Here is a 26,562-nt window from a genome sequence, read left to right as displayed (position 1 = left end):
ACTTCGCGCCGTAGCGTTGTTGGCTTCATAAAGTCACCCTAGTCACATACTTCAGTATGCTCCTAGGGATAACTTCACTTGCCGCCTAGCTACAACACGAATTATTTAGGATAAGTAGCTAAATTAATTATCATTGATTCAAAATTACTTAGAATAAATAATGGTGTAGCCTGCTACTGAGTAATTTTGCTTTCTACTGTGTATGCTTCCTGAGATTCCATCGTTTGCCGTCTAGCTACATCACGAATTATTTAAGCTAAGTAATAGCTTGGCTTAATTCTGTATGACGTAGAGCTAATAACAATTCATAAAACGGCAGATGATAAAACTTACACACCCCAGCGTGGGATGTTGTGGTCGCCGTAGGAGATACAAACGTTCTTCATTTCGGCAAAGACCTCGAAGCTATACTCACCGCCTTCACGGCCGACGCCGGAGGCTTTCACGCCGCCGAATGGCTGACGTAAGTCACGAACGTTCTGGGTGTTAACAAACACCATACCCGCTTCGATATTGCGCGAAAGTCGTAGGATCTTGCTGACATCTTGAGTCCAAATATAGGAAGCCAGACCATATTCCACATCGTTTGCCATACGCAGACCATCTTCCTCGGTCTTGAATGGGATCAAACAAGCGACTGGTCCGAAGATCTCTTCTTGAGCCACACGCATGCGGTTGTCGACATCGGCCAGAACGGTTGGGCGTAAGAAGTGACCGTTTTTCAGGTGCGCTGGCAGATCCGTTGGTTTGTCTGGACCACCCGCTAACAGGGTTGCACCTTCTTCCATACCAATGCGGATATAACCAGAGACTTTGTTCCAGTGCTGCTGGCTGATCAGTGCACCCACTTGGGTTTTCGGATCCGTTGGGTCGCCGACGATCAGGCGATTTGCACGCTCAGCAAAGCGTTTTACGAATTCTGGGTAAATGCTTTCTTGGATGAAAATACGTGAACCCGCAGTACAACGCTCGCCATTGATAGAGAAAATGGTGAACAGCGCGGCATCCATTGCACGTTCAATGTCGGCATCTTCAAAAATCAGAACCGGAGATTTTCCGCCTAATTCCATTGAGTATTTTTTCAGACCCGCGTTTTGCATAATGGCGCGACCCGTTGCGGTGCCCCCTGTGAAGGAGACAGCGCGAACGTCATGGTGTTTCACCAGTGCATCACCCGCAGTAGCACCGTAACCTTGCACCACGTTCAGTACGCCCGCAGGGATACCCGCTTCAAGGGCTAATTCACCTAAACGGTTTGCAGATAGTGGAGATAATTCAGACATTTTCAGAACCGCGGTGTTACCTAGCGCTAAACATGGTGCAGTTTTCCATGTCGCGGTCATAAATGGCACGTTCCACGGAGAAATTAATCCGCACACACCCACTGGCTGGATCAGGGTGTAGTTCATCATTTTGTCGTCAACCGGATAGGTGCGACCGTTCATTTGCTGGCAAATTTCAGCAAAGAATTCAAAGTTGTGTGACGCGCGAGGGATCAACACGTTTTTAGTTTGATGGATAGGTAAACCGGTATCGTTAGTTTCCATCTCAGCAATCTGAGGAACGTTTTCGTCGATCAGCTCACCTAAGCGGCGCATTAAGCGTGCACGTTCTTTCATTGGCGTGTTTGCCCACTTAGGGAAGGCTTCTTTTGCAGCAGCAACCGCTTGGTTGATCTCGTCTTGGCCGCCGGATGCCACTTCCGCTAATACTTCACCCGTTGCTGGGTTAGTGGTTTCGAAATACTCTTTACTTTCAACGTTTTTACCGTTGATCCAATGGTTAATCTTAGTCATCACACTCGCTCCTCATACTCTTTTTCGCTGATAATGGTATTGATCAGCCTGCCCACACCTTCAACTTCAACGATCACTTCATCACCCGGAACTACATCGGACAGCCCTTTTGGCGTGCCCGTTGCGATCATGTCGCCCGGTTGCAGTGTCATAAAGTCACTTAGGTAGGCAATTAAAAATGGGATATTAAAAATCAGATCCGCGGTGGTGCCTTTTTGACGCAATTCACCATTAACGTAGGTGTACAGTGCGAGGTTGTGTGGATCTTTAATATCTGACTTGTCTACCATCCATGGGCCGATTGGCGTCAACGTATCGCGGCTTTTTACGCGTAGGTTTGGCCGGTAGTAATTCTCTAAATAGTCACGGATCGCGTAGTCGTTACATACGGTGTAGCCCGCAACATAGTTCATCGCATCTTCTTGGGAGACTTTGTGAGCCGCTTTACCGATGATAACCACCAGTTCAGACTCATAGTGCATGTATTCAACATTGTCTGGGCGAACGGAGACTTGTCGGTGACCTGTTAAGCTGTTTTCTGCTTTGATAAAAATCAGTGGCTCTTCAGGTGGCTTAAATTCTAATTCAGTGGCGTGGTCGGCATAGTTCAGACCTAACGCGAATAAAGTACCTTGTGCAGGTGGTAGCCATTCAACATCTGCGCTATCGCCAGCAATTACATTGCCATTTGGCAGCTTGATGGCTTCGTCGTCACCGACAGTGACGGAATATTCAGTGCCTTGATAACGAATTTTTGCGTGTTTCATGATTATTGTCCTCCTGCCGCAACAACGTTGTTCTTGAGGCTTGGGAAGCCAGCTGCTTGGATCTCAACGTGATCACCCGGTTTGATGGTGACGCGTTTATGAGGAGTACCCAGTAAAATCACATCCCCTTGTTTTAGGGTTGCAAAGTCGCTCAGTGCAACCACTAATTCGCTTGCGCTACGAACGAGATCTTTGGTTGACCATCTGTCAGCTTCTTTGCCGTTAATCAGCGTCACGATATCAACAGGTGAAGATAAAGCGGTTTTCACTAACTCACCGATTGGGCAGAACGTATCACGGCATTTAGCTTTAATCGCAGGGCGGTAGAAGGTGTCTTCCGGCAGGCTGACTTCGTTTGCCAGTGCAAAGCCCGCAATAAATTCCAATGCATTTTGTGGCGTGACTTTTCGCGCATCTTTACCGATCACTAAAGCCAGTGTTGCACCACTTTGCACTTCTTCTCCTACGGGATGCAGGATGTTATCTCCGGAATTAATGCGTGTATTACGCGGCTTAATAAACCACACAGGTGTTTTCGGTGGGGTTTTATAAGGGGCTTGCTGGAACGCCTCGAGCCAATGATCAAGTTGGCTTTGATGGTTGAGGGCAACGGCAAAAACAGTGCCTTTCATTGACAACTCCTTATTAAAGAGATCGATTCTGAGTAATTATTAATATATTAATAAAGTATTATTTTGTAATAAGCAATAGCTTTATGGAAATGTTAATTTTAATTGTGATCGTATTAACATAATCAGATGGCTTGAGTGTAAGTTGCTGTAATTATTTGAATTATTTTTTTTAAGTTTTTTAAAAATTTACAACATATTAACTTTATAATTTTGATGAATTTTATTTACTCATTAATATTTTGGTGTTTTTCTTTGAGATTGTTAGTGCTGCATGCTACTCTTGCATTTAAGATAATTGAGTGTGTTGCTGTTACCTCCGTGATTTTTTTGCTCGCTGTCAATAGCGTTAGAAATGGTAACCAGCACGGAGGCTGACTAAACCCTATTGTGGGTGTTTAATAACTTTAAATAGCGTGGTGAGTTTTAAGCTTATGCATGAATCATTGACAATTGCATTATTACAGGCGCGAGAGACTGCAATGGGCTTCTTTCGACCAATATTGAAATCTTATAATTTGACGGAACAGCAATGGCGCATCATTCGTGTATTAGCGGATAATCGTTCGATTGATTTTCATGAATTATCAGTGCAAACCTGTATTTTACGCCCAAGTTTGACGGGGATTTTGACTCGTATGGAGCGTGAAGGGCTTATTTTCCGTTTAAAGCCATTGAATGACCAACGTAAACTGTACGTGTCACTGACGCCAACAGGACAAGACCTGTATGACAAAGCGCGTCAGGAAGTTGAAGAGGGTTATCAAAAGATTGAACAGGCTTTCTCCCAAGAGAAAATGCAGCAATTGACGGCATTGCTGGAAGAGTTGATTGCTCTGGAAAGCCCAGATTATAGCAATATTATGGATAGAAGTAAGAGCGCATAGCCTTCTTCAAATTTCGTATAATAATGCTGTTGGTGGCTATACCTTGATATAAATATGACTTGTCGATGTTTTGGTTGTGGGATTATAAATAATGATCTCGGGCTTATCGAGGAGTCATTTCTTTCCCATTGACCATATCAAATTTATTCCAATCTAAAGTATTATATTTTCCTGTGAAACCATTGTAGTTGAATTTGTATTCACATCGACTCAATAAGCTTGGAATTCCAGCCTCTTGATCGCTAATTTATAATAGCGTTTTTTGTTAAATGAAGATTTATTGAAGCAATTGAATAAAAAGAGTGCGATAAATAAAATCTAATACAAGAAAGATTAAATTTTAGTCATGATGTATGTTTTTTAGCTGAAAAAATTGAATGAGAATGAGTTACATTACGTAAAAGTAACTACTCATACGTAAACTCAAACAACATGACTATTCATCAAATTTTTTGGCGTTTAATATACTTATCGTTATTCATCATCTCTCCTTATGGTTATGCAGGAAACCAATTTCTGAGCTCATCACAGGAGAGCATTCAGTTTGAACAAAAGCAACGGTTAGAGTTGGAGCTGAACCAGCGTAATCAATTGGAAAAACAAAGTACTATCATTGTTGATAATGCTTTTTTAAAACCTACTCAAGATGAAACATGTTTCTCTACCGAAAAGATTCAATTTGTCGGTGCCACACAGCTTAGCATCATAATTCAGGATAAATTAACATCAACTTATCTCAATCGTTGTCTTACACTTAGTGAAATACATGGACTCACAAAACTCGTCACTAATTATTACATGGAACAGGGATTTATTACCTCCCAAGCTATCATTCCAGAACAAGACTTATCTTCACATCGACTAATACTGCAAGTCATAGAAGGACAAATTGAAGCTATTGAAATTGAAGATTCCCCTGAGCGTTTAGCGCATCAAATATTTCCTCATCAACGAAGTAACATATTAAATCTACGGGATATTGAACAAGGGTTGGAACAACTCAATCGATTATCGTCTGCTAAATACACTATTGATATTCAGCCAGGAACCCAAAATGGCGACTCTCGGATTATTATTCATAAGCAAGGAAAAAAATGGCCCACTACGAGCCAACTGAACCTTGATAACTCAGGCATGAAAGCAACAGGAAAACAGCTGCTTACTGGAAGCTTGACGGTGGACTCCCCTTTAGGGTTTGGTGAACAGTGGTCAGCCTCGGCCAATACAGATATGGATGGAAGCCCATCCCACCATAATCGTTATATTGTTGCGAATTTGAATGTCCCTTATGGCTATTGGTCTTACCGCTATCAATTTTACCGTAACAGCACGCTACAACCGTTTAAGACGTTAGGTCAGCAATACCGTTATGAAGGCAAAAATACCAACCAACAATTTGATGTCAGCCGTTTAATTTATCGTGATGGCAAGCAGCGTTTAACCTTACAAGGCAGTTTAAAACATAAAAAAGCCAATACTCAGTTGGCTTCCCAAACACTGAGTATCAGTAGCCCAACATTAACCTCTCTCTTGTTTACCCCACAATATAGTACCACGCTTGGACAAGGTTATTTCACGTTTAACCCTACCGCAGAATGGGGAATATCCGCTTTTGGGGCTTCATCGGACACCCTTGCGAAAGATTCACCTCGCAGTCATTACCGTAAATTCAGTCTAAGCAGCAGCTATCAGTATTTTTTTCCAATGGTTTGACCTATTTAACCTCATTTTTCGGTCAATACTCACCCGATAACTTATATGGCATTGAACGCATCAGTATTGGTGGGCAGTACTCTGTTCGTGGCTACCATGAGCAGGCTTTAAGTGGTAATCGAGGCGGGTATTGGCGTAATGAAATTAACAAAGACATCGCCAATACGGCAATTGGGCAACTGCGTTTTATCGGTGCATTAGATTACGGGTTTATTAGCTCAGCGGTGATCATAACAGTAGTAGAACAAATCAAATGGCTAATACCATGAAAAAATTAGGGATATTTGAGGACGTTATCGGAAAAAATATCCTTATCGAACATTTTAAAGTAACACCTCAGCTGAAAGGTAATACAATTAATACATTTGAAAATAAGTGGGGAAAATTTGAAGAGCGCGAGTCATTTCTTATTGGACCATCAGGTAAAGCTACAGTTTTCCATACGACATATAAAATAGAAAGCAATGGCAATATGACTTTTGTAACAACAATTCCTAAAGGTGAATAATGAGCATTTATAAATACCCAGATAGTGTTGAATTGCTTGAATTCTTTGAAAATGAGCCTTTTTACACGAACTTAGATGATGGTTTAACTTTTGGCTATGAATATAGTACTGGCGATATCTCTCTCCTCTTTTATTTTACTATATTAGAAAACAGCGCAACTCTTATATTAAAAGTTAGAAATATCAAGATTGCAACAATAAATATTATTAATGTCAATAAGATAGAAATTATTGGTGATGAAATCATCATTACTTCAGTAAAGGGACACAATGAGAAAATATTTTATGCGCAAATAAAACCATCAATACTAATTAAAAATAGTTATTATTAAAATATTACTAATAGAGTAATGGCAATTCAGCATAAAACTAATTGTGGGCAGCTCGTCGGAACTGCCCACAAAATGAAATTGAGAGCCTGTCTGTTAGGCTCGGCTGAAAACTGTTGTGCCTGTAGATAATTTTGTACAGGTCAACGATGTGTTATTTACAGGTGGTCATTGATCCAACCATCAAAGTGGATCCTAAACCAGTTCATCGATGAACTCCATTTGGGGCTACTTACCCAGTAAATGTAAGAAGTGAATATGTTTTTCATATTGGTCGAGAATATCGTGGATGATCTGCTCTTTTGCCCAGCCCATCACATCGTAGTCTTGCCCACCTTCTTTTAAGTGAATTTCAGCGCGGTAATATTTTTGCTCTTCACTTCGCTCTTCATCGTTGTCATTTCCCATTCCCGCGAGGGCGAATGCGGGTTGAATGTAGTAGCGTAAGCGAACTTCATACAGAAAGTTCATATCGTCGCCTAAATCGACTTCAAATCCGATTCTATCGTCTTTATCTGTATGGATATGGCAAACGGTACCTTGCTTAGCTAACTCCTCGGAAACCATCTCCATGGATGGCTTCACGGACTCTTCCATAAAGCGTTTTACATGAGCGCGTTTCGGGAAGTAGACAATATTACGTAAACGGCGCTGCCATGGAATTGGATTACGACTAGCGGTAGGTGCAATGGTGGCTAATTGCTGGCTATCTCGTTTATAGGCATCCACTCGCAACGCTTTAAATAGCCCATAAATAGAGATAAGCAGAACGATAGCAAATGGCAACGCGCTAGCGATGGTTAAGGTTTGCAGCGCTTGTAGACCACCTGCAAGTAACATCGTGATAGCGACAACGCCCATTAATCCTGCCCAGAAAATACGTTGCCAGACAGGCGTATTTGAGTCCCCGCCAGAGGCGAGAGTATCCACTACCATTGCGCCAGAGTCTGCGGAAGTGACAAAGAACACCACCACCATCAACATGGCGAAGAAAGATAATACGGTTGAGAATGGGAAATAAGTTAAAAACTCAAACAGAGCGAGGGAGACATCGGACTGCACAGTTTCTGCCAGTCGGGTTGCTCCTTGATTTTTAATCAAGTCGATGGCGGTATTACCAAAGAAAGTCATCCACATCAGGGTAAAGCCAGCTGGCACAAACAACACCCCAGTCACGAATTCTCTGATAGTGCGGCCACGGGAAATTCGGGCGATGAACATCCCAACAAACGGTGACCAAGATAACCACCAACCCCAATACAGTAATGTCCAGCCCCCTAGCCAATCACTCGATTTGGGTTCGTAGGCATATAAGTTAAAAGTTTTGCTGACTATCTCAGAAAGGTAACCCCCTGTATTTTCCACAAAGGATTTTAATAGCAGCACGGTTGGACCTAAAATCACAATTAGCAGCAATAGGAGGAAGGCGAGACCGAGGTTCAGCTCAGATAAAATACGGATCCCTTTGTCGAGCCCTGAGACGACGGATAAAGTTGCAAGAGCGGTGAAGGTGATAATCAAACCGACTTGCACAGTCTCATTCACAGGTAAGCCGAACAAGTGGTTCATTCCCGCATTCACTTGCAGTACCCCAAAGCCAAGAGAAGTCGCGACACCAAACACGGTACCCACGACCGCAAAGACATCAACCGCATGACCTAGGGGACCATAAATTCGGTCGCCAATAATCGGGTATAACGCAGAGCGTAGCGTGAGGGGTAAGCCATGGCGATAGCTGAAAAATGCCAGAATCAAGGCGACAATGGCATAGATAGCCCAGGCGTGTAGCCCCCAATGGAAGAAGGTGAGGCGCATTGCTTCTTTCGCCGCTTCTATCGTTTGAGGATCACCCACTGGCGGGTTGAGATAGTGCATGACGGGTTCGGCAACACCGAAGAACATCAAACCGATTCCCATTCCTGCGGAAAATAGCATGGCAAACCAAGAGACATAGCTGAAATTGGGTTGAGCGTGGTCAGGACCTAATTTTATTTGTCCATAACGCGAGAGTCCCAGATAAGTCACACTCAGCAAAATGATGGCTACAGCAAGGATGTAGAACCAACTGGCATTGTTAAATAAGTTCTTTTGAAGATGACTTAGATGAGATTCTGCCATTTCAGGCATTAAGGCGGCAAAACCGACGATAATCAGGATAACGAGTGCCGAACTGTAAAATACAGGAGGGCTGATTTTAGTACGTACTTTTTTAGTCTCAGTAACGTTTTGACTCATAACGACCTTCTTTGATTTTTATTTTATTTTTTGCATACCAATGATAAGGGGGGCATGCGGCGTGCTGTCCTTCTGAATAAAACAATAGGTTATTGCGAAAGGGTTTCCCTGTAGGAAACGAGGTAGAAAGAACAATAAAACGACTAAATTGTGAGCGTTGATAACGGTGTTTATTAGCTAAGTTATCAACAAAAATTGGTGAGTGATGACCCCCTTTGAACCCTAAAACAAACAAAAAACGAAAGGGTATACTGCCATGGTAAAAAACAATGATCAACCTAATCGGGGAAATGAAAATAAATAATAGGGTGAAATTTCATGTTATTTATCAATCTATTGTTTACTTATCTTACTGTATTTAGGTGTTATTTATAGGAATTAAACCAAGTGAGCAAAAGAGATGGTTATGTTTATAAGGAAGGGCGAAAAACGAGTTAAACAATAGCATGCGTTAGGTTTTTAGTGCATAAAAAAGCAGGCAATCATTGCCTGCTTTTCACGTTAAAATAGACAGAAATACGCGCCGTTATTTCTTCGCGTCATTCTCAGATTTTAATTCTCCAGTTTTGTTTTTAGCGTCAGTGGCAAGTTCATCTGCTTTATTGATTGCATCGGTTTTCACCTCTTGTGTTTTTTCTGAAAACTCACTCGATGCTTTATCGTACTGATCTTTGAGTTTATCGGCAGAATCTGAGGCGTCTTGTTTCAACTCATCGGCCTTTTTCTCGCCTTGGTCAACTAACTCTTTGGTTTTATCTGAGAGTTCGGATGCTTTATCTGAAGCTTCATTTTTCACATCTTGCGCAGTCGCTTTTGCGCTATCAGATAACTCAGTGGCTTTTTGCTCAGTCGCGTCTTTTAACTGGGTAGCTTTTTCTTCGACTTGTTGAACTGCGGTGTCTTTTTTGGCGGAGTCATCACAACCCGCAACCAGTGTTAAAACGCCAGCTACAACAAGGGAAGAAATGATTTTATGTTTCATTATTAATTCCTTAACAGGTAATGTTAGAAAAATACTAATTAAACGGTAAATTCATTTGGAGCTAAGATACCGACATACACAGATAAAAATGTAGCACATGAAATGAAGATAGATCCATGAATGGGATGTAAATGATGGTCGTAGAAAGAGGATAGTGCAAGTGAGTGAACACCCACTTGCACTGGTTGATGACTATTTCTTTAAGTCATCATATAGCATCATAGATGCTTTATTTTCAGGATCGCCAATCCAACGAGGTTGAGGTTGGTAATCTTTATTAATTAAACTTTTTTGTGGTTCAAAACCGGTGTAATTCAAACCCGCTAAGTCAGACCATGTATAGATAAAATCCATAGTGCTGTATGGGCGAGTTGTTTTATCTTTTAGATCAAACTGGTGACTTTGTAGCCATTCTGGAGACTGCCACACTAAGAATGGAACGTTGTACATCACTTTGCTTGGTTTGCCTTCACTACGACCTAACATTTCATGAGGCGGCGTATCATAAACATCTTCCCCGTGATCAGAGAAAAAGACTAAGAAGCCATTTTCCTTCGATGAATCGAAATCTTTGATCAGTGAAGAGACCACATAATCGTTGTAATGCTGGGCATTATCATACGCATTGTAATCTTTGATTTGGTCGCCTTTAAGGTTTGTCGGCACAGGGCTATTGCTATCCGTAAAGAGGGCTTTATCTTCAGGATAACGGAACTCATAGCGCATGTGCGTACCGAGTAGATGAACGACAATAAATTTCTTTTCAGCAGGATCCGCTAACGCTTCTTTGAACGGATCAAGCACCACGTCGTCATAGATTCGTGAGCTCTGTGCCATATCATTATTCAAATAATATTGCTTATCCGTTTGACGAGAGAATGCAGTTAATAAGGTGTTTCGCTCAGTCATGGTCTGCTGGTTAGTGATCCAGAACGTTTTGAAACCAGCCTGTTTCATCATATTCATGATAGAAGGGCGGGAATTAAACAGATCCGGCTCAGTTTCTGAAGCAAACGTTAAAATTTGCTGTAATGCCTCGATGGTATAAGGACGAGGTGTTACCACATCATTAAATACCGTCAAATTGTTTGGATACTGTTTTTCAAGCTGGTCGAGCTCTGGCGTTGTCTGGCGAGAGTAGCCATACAAGCTCATTCTATCGCGGCTGGTGGACTCACCAATGACCAAAACAAAGGTTCTCGGGGTATTGCCATTCGCATCGACGAAATTTTCTAATGGTGGAATTTTGTTATTGTCGCGAATTAATTCTTCCATATTAGCGAGCTGATTCTTATACAGGAAGTAACCACTCACAAACTGCCATGGTGCGGCATACGCGAGCTTACTGTTCACATAAGACACGACGTTTTCAAAAGGACGCTGTTGTTTAATGGCTTTATTGTAATAAGGAACGGCAAACAAGATTGCCAGAATCAGGAGCGAAACAATGACACGCCCAGTTACTGGTAGCGTGACAGGTTTTAAGCGAGTCCATAAGAAAATTGCGCCAAGTGTATAGGCAAGAATCACCGCAATCACTTTAAAACTCAAATACTGGCGTAGGAATTCGCCCGCTTCGTTGGTATTGGTTTCGAACATCACAAACATGACGCTTTGCGACAATTGATGCCCATAGACTACGAAATAGGCGAGGGCGACGACCGAAGATAGCCACAATACAATCCCAATTAAGCCGGCTACCAGTTTGATTTTTCGAGGGAAAAATAATGCTGGGACGAGCCAAAGTGAGCTATACAGTAAAGAATCTCTTAATCCAATGGTGTTACTTTGACCCGTGATGACCACATACAGCTGTAATAAAGATGAAAAATACCAGAAATAAATTAATAGCCAGAACAAAGACATCCAGCTAAATTTTCCCGTTTTTATCGAATTAACCATAAATTTTTAGCTCTTAATTATTAGTTTCGTTAAGTAACAATCAAACCATAGTCGAAAAATCATTTTTTAGATAGAAAGTCATCGAGTTAGTTCAAATTATATTAATAATGAACTCATTACAGATAATGAGTAATTTATTACACTGATTATCAATGATTTTTAAATAATGTATAAGTTTTTCTTTTCATCCATCCTTTAATGATTAACTCATTAAGAAATGAGGCTTTTCAGATAGATTTTTCATTTATTGCATAAGTCATGGAATTGATATTATTCTTTGTTAATCTATTCGCTGGAAATACCAACCGGCGATTTAATTGATGGGTGGCACAACACGATGCTAGATAACGCCTTTGTGGCTTTTTTGAGATCCGCTTTAGCCGTAAGAATTTTGCTCTCCATTCTGGTGATTGTTGATGGGGGCTTAATCTTAAAACCGGTGCTGAGTGCTTACACAGACTATATCGATTGGCGCCAAAGTGGATTTACTGAATGGCTAAAATCCCTCGGATTTATGAAATTATTGGATATCCCGCGCTTTTTATTAGGGATTGCGTTGATATTTTTATCGCTATTTATGATTAACGGTGCGCGTATAGCTTGGGTTTTTGCACTATTGCTACTGGCGATTATCGCGTTTGTAGATTTGCGGATCGCTGTAGACCACGTAAGACAGGGATATTTCTCGTTTGGTTTGCTGGTTGCATTAACGCTGTTTTGGAAGCTTTACCCACGACATAGTATCAGTAGCGCGGGTTTTGTTGCGCTTACCTGTATTATTTCATTATTGATCTACTCCATTTTCGGTACGCTGTATATTGGTGATGAATTCTCGCCAGTTGTGAAAGATGGCACCACGGCATTCTATTTTGCGCTTGTTTGCATGACGACGGTGGGGTTTGGCGATATTGTTCCCGTGACAATAGATGCCCGTGTATTTACGGTCACCGTGATTATTTTAGGGATCACTATTTTTACTACTTCCGTGGTGTATGTGGTGGGTGTATTAGCGAAAGGAACGAAAGAGATTGTTCGTAAGAGGTTTTCATATATGAAAAATCATTATGTCGTTATTGGTAGCACACCGATGGCAGTTAATATCTACCAAGCGCTGAAAAAACGGGAACTTCCTGTCGCAGTCATTTGCCAAGATAGCCACCGTAGCCACTACCCTGAAAAAGACAATATTGTCACGGGGGACCCGACGGATTCTGCATTATTGGCAGAGGCAAATGTGAAGCAGGCTAAATGCGTGCTTATCATGACCGATAGTGACTCTTTGAGTACGTTTGCCTTGCTGGGAGTGAAAGAACAATCAGGCAGCAAAGGTGAGGCGAAAACGGTGGTATTAGTTAACCAAGAGTCAAATATGGATAAAATCCGTTTGTTGCATCCTGATATGCTATTTTCACTCTCTTCTCTTGGCTCAGAAGTTTTGATGCAAGTGCTTTGCGGTGAAACAATTTCTAATGACAGCATTAGTGATATGCTGCTGAGTAAAGTCACCAAAAGCTAGCGATTTCACGGATGTTAAAAGGAACTCAGCCCCATGTTAAGTGCGGATAAAATTACCTGCCACCGACAAAATAGAACGTTATTCCGGCAACTGGATTTCTCCGTTTTACCGAGTCAAATTTTGCAGGTGGAAGGTCCGAATGGGGCAGGGAAAACGACCCTGTTACGCATGATGGCTGGGTTATTAAAGCCAGACGAAGGAACGATTCTATGGCAGCAACAATCGATTGAAAAACTACAGGAAGAGTTTACTCGTCATCTATTGTATCTGGGGCATAAACCCGCCGTAAAATCATTGCTGACACCTTATGAAAATCTGAAATTTTATTATCAAATGTACCACCATGAGCCAGAAGGGGACAAAATCTGGTCTGCATTAGAAGAGGTCTCTTTGATGGGATATGAAGATATTCCGGTGGGGCAGCTTTCGGCAGGACAGCAGCGTCGGGTCAATCTTGCTCGCCTATGGCTAAGTGAAGCGCCGTTGTGGATTTTGGATGAACCATTTACGGCTATTGATGTAGCGGGTGTTAATCGTTTAACTGAGCGTTTTCATCAACATGCCCAGCAAGGCGGTATGATTTTGTTTACGTCGCACCAAGCGATGACAGGGCATTTTGGTACGTTAAAACTGACAGGCGGGTATGAGTGATGTTTTGGTTATTAATAAAAAGAGAGCTCAAAATTGCGTTTCGCAGTTTCTCTGAACTCGTCAACCCACTGTGGTTTTTTTTGATTGTCATTACGTTATTCCCGTTGAGTATCGGACCTGAGCCTCAATTGTTGGCGCGGATTTCCGTCGGGATTTTCTGGGTTGCGGCAATTTTATCATCACTGCTTTCGTTAGAACGCTTATTTAAAGATGACTATTTGGATGGCTCTCTCGAACAATTGCTATTAGCGCCTCACCCACTGTTTATGACTGTGTTGGCTAAGGTGATCTCCCACTGGTTAGTCACGGGATTACCGTTGGTACTGCTTTCTCCTGTGGCGGCGGTCATGTTATCGATTAATAGCGAAACATTGCTAGTGCTAGCGGGCACGTTATTATTGGGTACGCCAGTATTAAGTTTCATTGGGGCGATTGGCGCTGCGTTGACGGTATCACTGAAGAAAGGCGGCGTTCTGGTCAGCTTATTAGTATTACCGTTGTATATTCCGGTTCTGATTTACGCCACAGGGACAATGGAAGCACACAGTTTTAATATGCAGCTTGGAGGCTATTTTGCCATTCTAGGGGCATTGTTTGCGGCAAGTATTACGTTCTCTCCACTGGCGATTGCGGCGGCGCTAAAGATTAACGTAAGTAATAGTTAGGGAGGAACCTTGTTAATTTAGCTGATATAGTCAAAGCGTATTCTATCTGGCAAAAGGAAAATTATCATGTCCGCGGTTCCCCTGATCAGTAGTGAGAACTTTAGCCGATTGTTATCTGATCCAATGCAATCGAGTGGGCAATGGGCATTAATCTATTTTTCTGCGTCTTGGTGCCAGCCTTGTCAAACAATGAAGCCTATCTATTTACAATTAGCAGACTACTTTTCTGATAATGGCGGTTCGCATTTTGGTGGGAGTGTACATTTTGGAATAGTGGATATCGCCCAATCTCCGACAATAGCCCCGCAATACGGAATTAAATCTGTTCCTTCTATTGCGCTTTTTCATGATGCTCGTTTGGTGGATTTGATAGCCGGGGAATATCAACTTTCTTCACTGATTGCGAAAATAGAAAATAAGCTGTTATGTTCGCATTAATCTTTGAAGGATTAGTTATTGGCTGCCTATTAGGATTAACGGGGGCTGGTGGGGGTATTTTGGCGGTCCCCGCTTTAATGACCTCTCAAGGCTGGGATGTAGCGCAGGCAGCTCCCGTAGGCTTATTAGCGATAACGTTAGCTGCATTTGTTGGTGTTATTCAAGGGCTGATTCAGCAGCATATTCGTTATAAAGCTGCCATATGGATTGCATTGATTAGCATACCAGCGGCTAAATATGGCATTTATTTAGCTCAAATTATTTCACCCCAATGGCTGGTTTTTGCCTTTAGCATTGTGATGTTTATTGTTGCATATCGTATTGTTTTTAATAAGGTTATCGATATTGATGATGCACCCTGTAAAATCAATCAGCAAACTGGAAAATTTATTTGGAATATACAAACGGCATCTATACTGGGTGGAATAGGTTTGGTTGCAGGATTGCTGACGGGCTTATTAGGTGTCGGGGGCGGGTTTATTATTGTGCCTGCCATGAGAAAATTCACTAATTTAAATCTTAAAAGCATTATTGCTACTTCGTTAATGGTGATATTTTTAATCGGCAGTATTAGTATTTCAATTAATATATTCAATGGGTTTGAGTACCCGTTAGAGGTTAGTATTACCTTTATTTCAGCCTGTGTTTTGGGACTGATTATTGGTCGGGTTTTGATTGGCTATATTCCTGTTAATATTGTGCAATTTATATTTTCGCTATTAGTGGTTTCAGTTTCTATTTATTTATTATTTTCGGTGTTTGTTTTTATTCTCAATGATGGTATTCCCAGTTTGTTAATATAATATTTCTATTTTAATCATCATGTGATTAGTGCGCTAATCGAATATTTTATTTTTTTAATGTTGTGTTGGTAGAATTTAAAATTAAGAATATTAAGCAGAAGATGCGATTGGCTTGATGCATAAGAAAGAAAACTGATTTATCTTCAATGATAAATAGGTATAATGGATTAATCGCAATTCTTATTCAGCCGCGACATCAAAAAACACGCTATACCCTACCAAATACAATAATCATTACAGGTTGATTAGCATAATTATGACTAAACAAGATAGTTCAACAACCATCATTGATATCGCTAAGCGCGCTAACGTGACTGATATTACCGTATCTCGTGCTTTTAACCATCCTGAATTGGTAAAAAAAGAAACACGGGAAAAAATACTCGCGATCGCACAAGAGTTAAATTACGTTCCCAATGTATTTGCGCGTAACTTAAAGAATAAAAATAGCCGAATTATTGGTGTTGTGACAGACAGCACGTTTAACCCCTTCTATGTGGTTTTAATCCAGACGGTGTCGCGCTTAGCGAAAGAAAAAGGCTATCAGGTCATGATTTTTGATACTGATAGTGATGAAAAAGCGGAGCAAACCGCGATTGAAACCTTAGTGAGCTATAAAGCCAGCGGCATTTTGCTTTCGCCTGTTCGTGATGATAAAGCGTACCAACCAAGTTATTTGTCGTTGATCGATCAGCATCAAGTCCCATTAGTCTTTGTTGACCGCTCTATTTATGGAAGAAATTATCCTGGGCTATTTTTGAAGAATTTTGAAATCGGGGCACTAACAGGAAAATATCTAAACGAACAACGCAGTGAAAATACGTTAATTATTTCAGGTCCTGAACATTCTGAAATTAGTCTTTCCCGTCTCGCGGGTATTTATGATCAATTTACGCATCATAAAAATATTCATGTTTTGTACAGTAGCTATATTTTTAGCAAAAAAGATGAAGAGTATTTAAGAGAAAAAGTCAAAGAACTCTATACACCAAATATGTATGTTGTGGGACTAAACGGGATTATTACAGCGGGAATGTATAAGATTATTTCTGAGCTCGGATTATCTTGTCGTTATTTCTCGGTAGATTTACCGCCTTATGCTGATACTTATCATTTATCGATTTCAGGTGTTCATCATGACTCAGTTTATTTAGGTAAACGAACAGCTGAATTATTGTTTGCAGAGATAGAAGGTGGCTCCACTAAAGAAACGGGTTCTAAGCAAATCTTCGTCAATGGAAAATTAGTGACTTACGATTAAAAAAATAAGGATTTCATCATGAAATCCTTATTTCTATTTATCGCTAAATATAAACTTAACGTTTCATTGAGCTAATTAAGGTGGCACCCCAGATAATTAAACCTTTCACAATATATTGAACGTATGGAGATATACCCAATAAGTTCAAGCCATTATTAAGTACACCTAAAATCATTGCTCCGATAAGTGTCCCAATAATCATCCCGCGACCACCGGCGATAGATGCCCCGCCTAAAACCACAGCAGCAATCGCATCAAGTTCAAAACCGACACCGGCGTTAGGTTGACCGCTCATTACTCGAGAGGTAAAAATTAATCCTGCGAATGCAGCGGTAAAGCCGCTGATGACATACACCAGCATTTTGTAACGTTCAACACGAATACCACTTAAACGCGCAGCTTCTTCATTACCGCCGATGGCATAAATATAGCGACCAAATGGAATGTGGTTGAGAACGACATAGAAAATCAGATACAAACCCAGCATTAATAGGATAGGTACTTGAATTCCCATTAACTCTTCACGTCCCCAAAACGCAAACTCTTGTGGCAAGCCTGAAATCGGGTAACCACCGGTATAAATGAGCGCCAAGCCTTTTGCGATAATCATCGCACCTAAGGTGACAATGATGGGTGGCATTTTACCGTAAGCGGTTAAAATTCCATTAACAAAGCCAAACGCGATACCTGATAGCAAACCCAGAGTAATGGCAAGGGAAGGATCCATGCCATAGTATTTCATTAATCCCGCCATTAATGTGCCGGATAGTGCCATCACCGCGCCAACAGAAAGGTCGATCCCTCCCGTTAAAATGGCAAATGTCATCCCGATAGCAATAATTGCGTTAATGGAAACTTGGCGAGCAATCGTGGATAAGTTATTTACCGTTAAAAAATGCTCATTAAAAATGGACATACAAGCAAATAAGATAATTAACCCAACGAGAGGTAAAAATGCCGGTATTTTGGTTAATCTGGCAAAATTAAGTTTATTCTTCGCCAGTGGAATTGTACTTTGATTAGACATAGTCATGATCCTATATAATATTGCCGGCCGCATGTAACATAATTTGGGTTGAGTTAATATCATCCCCACTTAATTCAGCAGCAACTTCACCATCTCGAAAAACCAAAACTCGGTCACTCACGCCAATCACTTCAGGCAATTCTGAGGAGATCATAATAATTGAGATACCTTTTTCAGTGAGTGAACGCATTAACTGGTAGATTTCTGATTTTGCCCCAACATCGATACCTCGCGTAGGCTCATCGAAAATAAGAATTTTGGCTTGTTTATTGAGCCAGCGCGCAATAACCACTTTTTGCTGATTTCCCCCACTTAAGGTTGAAACCGCGGTATCCGCTTCGGGTGTTTTAACTTTGACTTGAGAAATCAAATCAAGTGATAACAAATGCTCTTTTTTATTTTGAATTAAGAACAATTTTTGGGCGTGGTTATTTAGCCAGATATTCTCTTTCACCGAAAATGGCAAAACTAATCCTTGGGTTTTACGACTTTCAGGTAACAGCCCAATCCCTAACTGTAGCGCTTGCGCCGCTGATTTCACTTTGACGTCTTGACCGTCCAAAATCACTTTTTTCTTGTAAGCTTTATCGGCTCCCATCATGGCAAGGATATTTTCAGTTCGCCCAGAACCGACTAAGCCCGCAAGACCAAGGATCTCGCCTTTTTTGAGTTGAATTCGGTTGGTTGGGCTAGTGGCAAACCGTTGAATATGGGCATCAAGAATGAGCTCTTGTCCCTCAAAATGACGTTTTGGCGGGTAGATATTCTCAACTTCACGACCCACCATCATCTCGATGATCACATCAAGGTCAGTTTCATCCACTTTACGTGAACCGATGTATTGGCCATCTCGCAGTACGCTAATCGTGTCACAAATTTCATAAATCTCTTCCAAATGGTGAGAGATAAAGAACATGCCGACACCTTTGGCTTTTAAGTCGCGCATGACATCAAAGAGGTGATTTGCCTCTTTTGGCGTTAATGTCGCGGTGGGTTCATCTAACACCAAAATCTTGGCGTCTAAAGATAGCGCTTTAGCAATTTCCACGAATTGCTGCTCAGCGATACTTAAATGGCTAATAGGTTCATCAATATCAATATTAACGCCTAATTCAGATAGGAGGATCTGCGCTTTTTTACGCATCAGCTTTCTATCTAATAAGCCAAATTTATTTTTAATTTCCCGGTTTAAAAAGATATTTTCAAAAGCATTTAAATAAGGGATTAATGAAAACTCTTGGAAAATAATACCGACGCCTGCTTTGATAGCATCACGATAATTATGGAAGATGTGCTCTTCGCCTTCGATAAGTATTTTCCCGCTATCTGGTTTATGAATTCCACACAGCACTTTCATTAGCGTTGATTTACCCGCACCATTTTCACCTAGCAGTGCGTGTACCTCTCCTTTTTCCAAAGAGAGATTAATATTATCTAGCGCCTTAACCCCAGGGAAAGTTTTACTGACATCTTTTAATGCTAACAATTGCATCATGTTGCTTCCCTTATTTTCTTACCGCTTAAAAATGGGTAACAAAGCGAGTTGGAAAGATAAAAACGTTCCAATAAACATAGTGTCATTCATTTTTATTAAGAGGATTGCGCCAGGGATATAATCCACAGACGCAATACCGAGTTCGACTTACTTATTTACTTTATTAATTGCTGATTACCAATGGAAATCTTTGGCATTAGTTTTGTCGATTAATTTCACATCGAGAGGAACTTCTTTCGGTACGTTAGCACCCCAATGTTTTGCTAAGCCCATCGCCAAACCGATACGTACTTGGTCACGCGGGAACTGTGCAGAGGTTGCGATAAATGGTGAATTACCTTTTGCAATTTCAGCAACGGCTTCAGGCGAACCATCAACACTGACTAGCTTCACATCACGACCAGAAGATTCAATAGCGGCTAATGCACCTAAAGAGCCGACATCGTTAACGCTGAAAATACCGTTTAAGCCAGGGTTAGCTTGCAGCATGTTTTCAGTGACGTTCATCGCAGTATCACGCTCTTGTTTACCGTTTAATTTGGTCACAATTTTGATGTTTGGATACTCTTTCATGGCAGCTTCAAAACCACGAACACGCTCAAGGATTGGAACCACAGGAATACCATCAAGGATTGCAACTTGACCTTTACCGCCCAATGACTCACCCAGACGTTTACCTGCCATTAAACCCGCTTCATAGTTTTTAGAGCCGACGAATGAATCGATGGGACCATTAGCTTGCGCATCAATAGCGATAACCACAACACCGGCTTTTTTTGCGGCTAATACGGCTGTTTCTGCACCTACGCTATCCGCAGGGTTGATCAGCAGAATATCGATTTTCTTCTGTAGCATATCTTCGATGTCGCTAGTCTGTTTTGAGACATCGTGAGCCGCATCAGCAATATACAGCTGTGCACCCATTTCACCAGTTGCACTTTCTAAAGCCTCTTTCATTGTCACGAAATATTCGTTATTCAGTTCTTGGAACGACATTCCGACAGAAACAGGTTTTGCTGTCGCGTTAAAAGCCATGCCCAGTGTTAAAACGCTTGCTGCAACAGCTAACTTTTTAAATTTACTCAACATAAGATGTTCTCCTAAAGAGTCTTTAGTGTTATAGGGTACTGTTAATATTTATGATTATTAATGACTTACTTTAATTATGCTGATACTACATTTTCACTTCATGTACGACACAATCATTGAACGACAACAGCATTATGGCTTGATGACGACTTTGATGGAGTCGGCTGATTTCGCCATAACAAACGCCTCTTCCCAATCATCGATTGAGTAGAAGTGGGTAACGATATCGTCAGCACATACCAGCCCTCGGCTGAACAGGTCGATAGCAACCTCATAGCTGTACGGACCTAAGTGTGCGCCTCGGATATCTAACTCTTTGCGGTCACCGATAATGGACCAGTCAACCGTAGTTTCTTTACCGAAAACGCTGAACTCGACGAAGCGACCCAGTTTACGGATCATTTCTAACCCTTGAGTCACACCGATAGGCGCGCCAGTGGCTTCGATGTACACATCGCAACCGTAACCTTCGGTCATCTCCTTAACCAGTTTGATAGCATCTTCTTTCAGTGGGTTGATAACAACATCCGCACCAAATTTCTTCGCTAATTCAAGGCGCTCATCGATAGCATCAACCACGACTAATTTTTTCGGCGTTTTCAGTTTTGCTACTTGGATCATGCACAGACCTAATGGACCCGCACCGGCGATGACAACCACGTCATTTAAATCAATATCACCACGGCGAACAGTATGGATAGCACAAGCCATTGGTTCGATTAATGCCGCGTCTTTATCCGATAATTCATCTGGAATTTTATGAATAATTGCACGCTCAGAGAAACGCATATATTCAGCCATTCCGCCATCTGCGACTTCTTTTTGAAAGCCATAAATGTCATGGGTTTCACACATCCAATATTTGCCTGACTTGCAGAAACGGCATTCCCAGCAAGGGACAATTTGTTCCGCTAAGATACGGTCGCCAATTTTCAATTTATATTTTTCAGCGGACCCTTCGCCCAGTTCCGCAACGCGACCGTAAAATTCGTGACCGGGTACGACAGGTGCTTTGATCCATGGGTTTTCACCCCAGAACATTTGAGCGCCATCATTGGCTTTACAGTCACCTGCACAGATACCGCATCCGTCAACTTTAATGACGACTTCACGAAACCCTGGTGTTGGTCTTTTAATCGCTTCAAAACGATAATCATGGGGACCATGACACACAACCGCTTTCATTTTTTCAGGTAGGGTACTCATATTCTAATAACCTCATTCTGGATGTTGGCTATAATGTTGACGTCAACATTGACCGTCGCTTTTGTATCTAAACCGTTCTCTTTGTAAAGTTTGACGGCTAAAAATAATAATAGTGTGAGAAATGTGATGCTCTATTGTTATAAATAAATTGTTTAATTTTTAATATGACGACGTCGTCATTTTTAAGAGATGCTAAATAAAAAAGTGATAATTGTGATTCAAATCTTATTTTTTATTTAATAACTCTTTTGTTTTTGTGGGTTAGCTTGTCAGATGAAATGCAAACTATGGTGGATGCGATGATTGTCGAAAGAGTATAATTAGTTTCATTATTTTCAGAAGAGAAGAATCTTTGAAAAAACATTTCAGCTAACACTTTACATTGAAAATTGAATTAGTTTTCTCAGGTTACTGTGATCATGATCGATTCGAAATGTGTGATAAATTCCTGATTATCCTTTTCTTTGCTATTTTTCCGATTGAATAAAAAGCATGTTATCGATAACTTAAATTAAATATCTCAATATTAATGACTTTGCTTAATTAAAAGGCTCAGAAATGGCAACGACGATGATTGTTCTTCTAATTTTACTTATTATTTTAGCTGGATGGGGAATTTCCATTTACAACCGCTTGGTGAGTACGCGGAATCAAGTGAGCAATCAGTTTGCCAATATTGATGTGATTCTAAAGCAACGAGCTGACCAAATTCCGCAATTAGTGACCGTTGTCGAAAAATCAATGGAGCATGAAACTGCGCTCTTTACCTCATTAAGTAATGCCCGCCAAAATTACTTTAATGCGAGAAATGTGAATGAAAAAATCGCCGCGTCTAATGAAATGGATAAAGCCTTAAAAAGTCTTGTTGCCATTGCGGAAAATTACCCAACGTTAATCTCTGGTGAACAATTTACGCAATTACAAATCGCATTAAGCGAAGTAGAAGATAAAATTGCTCAGCGCCGAGAAGGTTTTAATGATGCGACCACAGAATACAACACGGCGATCCAAATGTTCCCTGACAGTATTTTTGCTAATATTTTCGGTTTTGCTACGCTGCCTTTATTGGAAATTTCCGAGTCTGAAAAGAAATATGACGGTATTCAATTCAAATCATAATTAAAGGTATTATTGGTGAATATCTACTATGTTCTCGGCGCTGTATTAGGTGGCATTCTTTTTTATTTAGATCGCACATATTCAAAAAAGCGCAAACTAAATTGGGGAGCGATTCCTTTTTTCGCTGTTCTATTTGGAGCATGGGTAACCCTTTCACCACAACCCAGTTCATACGAATCCTACTTTTTCTACGGGGCATCTGTCGGCGTCGCTTTTGTCGTGAGCCGTATTGCCGTAGGGGTAACGAAAAGTGCTTATACTCGCTATCAGCGCCTGCAAAACGAAGGGTCTTCAAAATTTGCAGCATTATTAAAGACGCTGATAGGTAGCGCATTAGCACTTTGTTTAGGCGTAGGTTTTTTTATTGATATTCGCGTCTTTTTTGTGGCCTTTGTCTTAGCATTTGTGTTCGGCATTATTGAAAATACCCCCGAAAAACGATTTCTCAAGTTTCAAAAGAATCTTGCCACTTCAAAAATCCGCTCAATTGCGATGGGTTTGGTCGAAGTGGAAGGAAAAATCACATCAGGTGCAGAAATCAAAAGCCAGTTGGGTAATCGCAGCTGTTATGGCTCTTTCTATTACGAATATTCCATTTCAAAAGATAAAGACGGTAAAAAAAGCTATACCCTTCAAGACAGTAAAACTCGGCTGCATAATTTCACCATTACGGATGATACGGGATCGGTCAAGGTGATTTGTGATAATGATTATTTTATTCACACGGGATTAGCGCCACATATGGATTATGAAAGTGGTAATCGTCGCTATAAAGAGTATTTACTTGAAAGTGGGATGAGTTATTTATTGATTGGTTCTGCGGACAGCGAAAATGGCAAAGTAGTGATTACCCGTAAAGCACCGCATATGCTATTAGGCGTTTCACCATCAGATTATGTCACGCGTTGGAATAAGTCTGCGCCAATGCGTAGAAACTTAGGCGTTACAGTAATGATTGCAGCTATTCTGATTGCCTTAATATTAATGACGCCTGTGCGTTATCAAGATGGATATTTAACACTTTATTTTAACCACATTTCGTTATCTGACAGTGAATGATATGAATAACATTATTTTTTGGATCTTTGCTGTTGTCATGGGGACCATTTTGGTTCGCTATATAGTGGGGATCTACAACAACATTATTTTCTTAAAAAATAATTGTGAGAAAGCCTTCGCTAATATAGATGTGCTTTTGAAAAAACAAGCAGACCTAATGCCGCAATTAACCGTGATAGCCGAAGGCGCGATGACTCACGAAAAACAATTGATAAGCGAATTGCTGCGAAGTCGTGAACATTATCTATCGACGAAGCAGCTCGACATGAAAGTGGATTCAGCGAATCAATTTCACTCACACTTAAAACCGGTTTTTTTACTGGCAGAAAAGTACCCTAACTTAATGAGTCAACAGGCTTTGTTGGCATTGCAAGCTTCAGCAAAAGGTATTGAAGATCAAATTGCGGATCGTCGTGAATTCTTTAATCAGACCGTGACCTTATACAATACGAATATCCGACTGTTTCCAAATCTGATTTTTACTATTTTGTTTCGCTTCAATGATATTCCATTGCTGTATGGTCAACGGGGGCGAGAGACATTGTCATGATGACGATTCCTTTTTCATGGTTTGGTTTTACCGATTGGCTGCTGGATAAAGGTGAGGCAGGGCTAATCGTGATGTTTGCCACGTTTGGTATGATCCCCGCTTGTATTGTGGTTACGTTGGGAATGAAAGCCATTGGATTGAAAAAATTTATCGCGCCTATCGTATTGGGAATGATGAGCTCTATGTTTGTGAGCATGATTGTGTTGATCCCATTGTTGTTAATATTCCGTTTGGGAGATATTCCAAAAGCGATACTCATTTGGATGGTCGTGCTGGGAAGCTGCGTGACATTTTTCCTCATGAATATGGATTACGTGGATATATGGGCATCAAATCGAGTGGAAAAAAAGAAACAAACAGTGGCTGCGAGAAAGAAACGGAAGAAATAGTAGGACGTTGTATTAGATTTTTTAGAGGAGTAAATGGAAAAAACGTATTTTTTTACTATTTAAGACATTATATATGACTATTTTTTAGGATAGATCAAGAAATAAATTTTCCGCTTATATAAGAATAGGGCTATAATTCACCGCTTAAAAAACAGTTATTGGAATAAGCTAGTATATATAATTAGGGAGTATTCAAATTAAGATTATCCAAATAGGGTTTTTTAAGGGATAATATAGTTTGATTAGCGAACATTACTCTTCATTGGTGTAACAACTTGGGTATAGTTTCGTATGAATTTAATTGGTTTGTAAAGTTTCTTAAGTTTACTGTTAATAGGTGTGAATCGTTTTTTGAGGAGTTAATTTTTAACTAATTGATTTTTATGGGTATAAATTTTTTTTTGCTTTTTCTTATCTGTTTACTATCTTCTTTTTTTACTCTGCATGTGTGTTAAATTGTGTTTTTTTATAGATCAAAACAAATTAAAAGAATATTTAGCATATAAAACTGTATTTGTATTCTTTTTATGACTATTCTGGGTTTATATATACTTGATCGACAGTCTAAAAATGATCTGTAAGGCTTACTTGTTTGTTTTCTATAATGAAACATAATGAAATACTTTGTAATAAAGTGAATTTAAATATTTTACCTTATTTTGACCAATTCAAATCCTGAAAATATATGCTTATAATGAGTCCATCGAATTAATTGAGCTGATGGAATTTATTAGCATTAAATCGATTTTAAAAATAAATAAAGCCAACTAAATATCTAACATTTTCCTGTTGGAATTTTAATTTTTTAAAATTCTAAGAGGAGGGGTTTTATTTGTTTAAATATTATTTTTATTTTATAGGATTTATTTCATGTTTAAGAAAACCATAATTGCATTATCTTTAATTACTTTCTCTGGTGCTACATTAGCTGCAGCTCCCGTTGCAAATTTAAAAGTAACAGGATCAATTACGCCACCAACGTGTACTATTAAAGGTCAAAATGAAGTTGACTTAGAATATGTATTTGATGTGTCCCCTGGTATGTTCCCTGTATCAGGTAACTTATTATTAGATGCAAAAACAAATAATATCGAAGTTGTTTGTGACGCCTCTACCTATTTAACATTCTCTTCAACGGATAACCGTGCGAGTTCTGTATTAACCGCTGGCGTATATAACTTCGGTTTAGGTCTGTTTGATACGGATAAAAAAGTTGGTTTTTATACAATTACAATGAAAAATGCGACAGTAAAACAAGATGCTTCAAGCGCGGCTCAAACTGTTGGTGTATCGAATGGAACATCATATGCAACATCATTATCTGTTGATAAAACTAAAAAAATGGCGTGGGCAACAGCAGCAAGTACATTGAGAGCAGGGCAAATTTTTTCTGCTGACCTTGATGTAAGACCAACGCTGAGTTCTGAGCTGAAAACCAGTTCAGGTGATGCTAATTTAGATGGCTATGCAACATTAGCTTTCGCTTTCTCACTGTAAATTCGTTATTAGGATGAATGGATATAGTACTATATCTATTCATTATGGG

At 40.3% G+C, this 26,562-nt stretch carries 24 protein-coding genes and 1 pseudogene; 15 read left to right on the top strand and 10 right to left on the bottom strand.

Features of this window, described 5'->3' with window-relative positions:
- Window positions 1–329 precede the first annotated feature (329 nt).
- Genes hpaE through PR766_RS02380 form a run of 3 tightly spaced genes read right to left on the bottom strand, consistent with a single transcriptional unit; the run spans window position 330 to window position 3,195 of the window.
- On the bottom strand, window positions 330–1,796 hold the full coding sequence (gene hpaE / locus PR766_RS02390) for a 5-carboxymethyl-2-hydroxymuconate semialdehyde dehydrogenase (protein ID WP_006657319.1): 1,467 nt from the start codon (window positions 1,794–1,796) through the stop codon (window positions 330–332).
- A complete protein-coding gene (locus PR766_RS02385; RefSeq protein WP_006657320.1) occupies window positions 1,796–2,563 on the bottom strand; it encodes a fumarylacetoacetate hydrolase family protein in 768 nt (255 codons plus the stop codon). The genes hpaE and PR766_RS02385 overlap by 1 nt, the downstream gene beginning before the upstream one ends.
- 2 nt (window positions 2,564–2,565) lie before the next feature.
- Window positions 2,566–3,195: a fumarylacetoacetate hydrolase family protein gene (locus PR766_RS02380; RefSeq protein WP_036962699.1), complete on the bottom strand. Its 630-nt coding sequence runs from the start codon at window positions 3,193–3,195 to the stop codon at window positions 2,566–2,568.
- A 431-nt stretch (window positions 3,196–3,626) separates the two neighbouring features.
- On the opposite strand from PR766_RS02380, the gene hpaR reads away from it, so the two are divergent.
- The 4 genes and pseudogenes from hpaR to PR766_RS02355 all read left to right on the top strand — a co-directional run bounded on the left by hpaR (window position 3,627) and on the right by PR766_RS02355 (window position 6,632).
- Window positions 3,627–4,079 carry a homoprotocatechuate degradation operon regulator HpaR gene (gene hpaR / locus PR766_RS02375; RefSeq protein WP_006657322.1) on the top strand — a complete coding sequence of 151 codons (453 nt, stop codon included), beginning with the start codon at window positions 3,627–3,629 and terminating at the stop codon, window positions 4,077–4,079.
- A 432-nt stretch (window positions 4,080–4,511) separates the two neighbouring features.
- A pseudogene (locus tag PR766_RS02370) lies at window positions 4,512–6,061 on the top strand (ShlB/FhaC/HecB family hemolysin secretion/activation protein).
- Window positions 6,046–6,300, top strand: coding sequence for a hypothetical protein (locus PR766_RS02360; protein ID WP_154636346.1), 255 nt, complete (start codon window positions 6,046–6,048; stop codon window positions 6,298–6,300). Before PR766_RS02370 ends, PR766_RS02360 begins: the two are co-directional and overlap by 16 nt.
- Window positions 6,300–6,632, top strand: coding sequence for a hypothetical protein (locus PR766_RS02355; protein ID WP_154636347.1), 333 nt, complete (start codon window positions 6,300–6,302; stop codon window positions 6,630–6,632). The genes PR766_RS02360 and PR766_RS02355 overlap by 1 nt, the downstream gene beginning before the upstream one ends.
- 225 nt (window positions 6,633–6,857) lie before the next feature.
- Here PR766_RS02355 and PR766_RS02350 read toward each other — a convergent pair whose 3' ends face one another.
- The 3 genes from PR766_RS02350 to cptA form a co-directional block, all read right to left on the bottom strand.
- Window positions 6,858–8,864, bottom strand: coding sequence for a BCCT family transporter (locus PR766_RS02350; RefSeq protein WP_006657323.1), 2,007 nt, complete (start codon window positions 8,862–8,864; stop codon window positions 6,858–6,860).
- Window positions 8,865–9,390: 526 nt separating this feature from the next.
- Window positions 9,391–9,846 (bottom strand): hypothetical protein, encoded by a 456-nt coding sequence (locus PR766_RS02345; protein ID WP_006657325.1) that lies wholly within the window; start codon window positions 9,844–9,846, stop codon window positions 9,391–9,393.
- 192 nt (window positions 9,847–10,038) lie between these two features.
- Window positions 10,039–11,748 (bottom strand): phosphoethanolamine transferase CptA, encoded by a 1,710-nt coding sequence (gene cptA, locus PR766_RS02340; RefSeq protein WP_154636348.1) that lies wholly within the window; start codon window positions 11,746–11,748, stop codon window positions 10,039–10,041.
- A 337-nt stretch (window positions 11,749–12,085) separates the two neighbouring features.
- Between cptA and PR766_RS02335 the strand changes: the two genes are divergently transcribed.
- The 6 genes from PR766_RS02335 (at window position 12,086) to PR766_RS02310 (ending at window position 17,082) form a co-directional block, all read left to right on the top strand.
- Window positions 12,086–13,264 (top strand): NAD-binding protein, encoded by a 1,179-nt coding sequence (locus tag PR766_RS02335; RefSeq protein WP_006657327.1) that lies wholly within the window; start codon window positions 12,086–12,088, stop codon window positions 13,262–13,264.
- Window positions 13,265–13,297: 33 nt separating this feature from the next.
- Window positions 13,298–13,915: a cytochrome c biogenesis heme-transporting ATPase CcmA gene (ccmA, locus tag PR766_RS02330; RefSeq protein WP_006662716.1), complete on the top strand. Its 618-nt coding sequence runs from the start codon at window positions 13,298–13,300 to the stop codon at window positions 13,913–13,915.
- The gene (gene ccmB, locus PR766_RS02325) at window positions 13,915–14,580 is read left to right on the top strand and encodes a heme exporter protein CcmB (protein WP_006657329.1); all 666 of its coding nucleotides are present in this window, start codon (window positions 13,915–13,917) and stop codon (window positions 14,578–14,580) included. Before ccmA ends, ccmB begins: the two co-directional genes overlap by 1 nt.
- A 66-nt stretch (window positions 14,581–14,646) precedes the next feature.
- Entirely contained in the window at window positions 14,647–15,018 is a 372-nt protein-coding gene (locus PR766_RS02320) for a thioredoxin family protein (RefSeq protein WP_006662714.1), read from the top strand.
- Window positions 15,006–15,821: a sulfite exporter TauE/SafE family protein gene (locus PR766_RS02315; protein ID WP_036967230.1), complete on the top strand. Its 816-nt coding sequence runs from the start codon at window positions 15,006–15,008 to the stop codon at window positions 15,819–15,821. The genes PR766_RS02320 and PR766_RS02315 overlap by 13 nt, the downstream gene beginning before the upstream one ends.
- Before the next feature lie 256 nt (window positions 15,822–16,077).
- Window positions 16,078–17,082: a LacI family DNA-binding transcriptional regulator gene (locus tag PR766_RS02310; RefSeq protein WP_006662712.1), complete on the top strand. Its 1,005-nt coding sequence runs from the start codon at window positions 16,078–16,080 to the stop codon at window positions 17,080–17,082.
- Window positions 17,083–17,137: 55 nt separating this feature from the next.
- Here PR766_RS02310 and PR766_RS02305 read toward each other — a convergent pair whose 3' ends face one another.
- From PR766_RS02305 to PR766_RS02290, 4 genes are all read right to left on the bottom strand, one after another.
- A complete protein-coding gene (locus PR766_RS02305) occupies window positions 17,138–18,109 on the bottom strand; it encodes an ABC transporter permease (protein WP_006662711.1) in 972 nt (323 codons plus the stop codon).
- A gap of 10 nt (window positions 18,110–18,119) precedes the next feature.
- Window positions 18,120–19,604 (bottom strand): sugar ABC transporter ATP-binding protein, encoded by a 1,485-nt coding sequence (locus PR766_RS02300; protein ID WP_006657334.1) that lies wholly within the window; start codon window positions 19,602–19,604, stop codon window positions 18,120–18,122.
- A gap of 174 nt (window positions 19,605–19,778) precedes the next feature.
- Window positions 19,779–20,639, bottom strand: coding sequence for an ABC transporter substrate-binding protein (locus PR766_RS02295; RefSeq protein ID WP_392397799.1), 861 nt, complete (start codon window positions 20,637–20,639; stop codon window positions 19,779–19,781).
- Between the two features lie 186 nt (window positions 20,640–20,825).
- Complete coding sequence (locus tag PR766_RS02290) at window positions 20,826–21,899, bottom strand: zinc-binding dehydrogenase (protein WP_154636349.1); 1,074 nt, start codon at window positions 21,897–21,899, stop codon at window positions 20,826–20,828.
- A gap of 558 nt (window positions 21,900–22,457) precedes the next feature.
- Between PR766_RS02290 and PR766_RS02285 the strand changes: the two genes are divergently transcribed.
- The 5 genes from PR766_RS02285 to PR766_RS02265 all read left to right on the top strand — a co-directional run bounded on the left by PR766_RS02285 (window position 22,458) and on the right by PR766_RS02265 (window position 26,513).
- A complete protein-coding gene (locus PR766_RS02285) occupies window positions 22,458–23,018 on the top strand; it encodes a LemA family protein (protein ID WP_006657337.1) in 561 nt (186 codons plus the stop codon).
- Between the two features lie 15 nt (window positions 23,019–23,033).
- Window positions 23,034–24,077, top strand: coding sequence for a hypothetical protein (locus PR766_RS02280; RefSeq protein WP_230086829.1), 1,044 nt, complete (start codon window positions 23,034–23,036; stop codon window positions 24,075–24,077).
- 1 nt (window position 24,078) lies between these two features.
- Window positions 24,079–24,627: a LemA family protein gene (locus PR766_RS02275; protein WP_112860823.1), complete on the top strand. Its 549-nt coding sequence runs from the start codon at window positions 24,079–24,081 to the stop codon at window positions 24,625–24,627.
- Window positions 24,624–25,016, top strand: coding sequence for a hypothetical protein (locus PR766_RS02270; RefSeq protein WP_006662706.1), 393 nt, complete (start codon window positions 24,624–24,626; stop codon window positions 25,014–25,016). The genes PR766_RS02275 and PR766_RS02270 overlap by 4 nt, the downstream gene beginning before the upstream one ends.
- A gap of 870 nt (window positions 25,017–25,886) precedes the next feature.
- Window positions 25,887–26,513, top strand: coding sequence for a fimbrial protein (locus PR766_RS02265; protein ID WP_036962688.1), 627 nt, complete (start codon window positions 25,887–25,889; stop codon window positions 26,511–26,513).
- Window positions 26,514–26,562: the final 49 nt, after the last annotated feature.

Source organism: Providencia sp. PROV208 (assembly GCF_028479465.1).
Taxonomy (GTDB): Bacteria; Pseudomonadota; Gammaproteobacteria; order Enterobacterales; family Enterobacteriaceae; genus Providencia; species Providencia alcalifaciens.
This window is presented reverse-complemented; position numbering and strand designations above follow the sequence as displayed.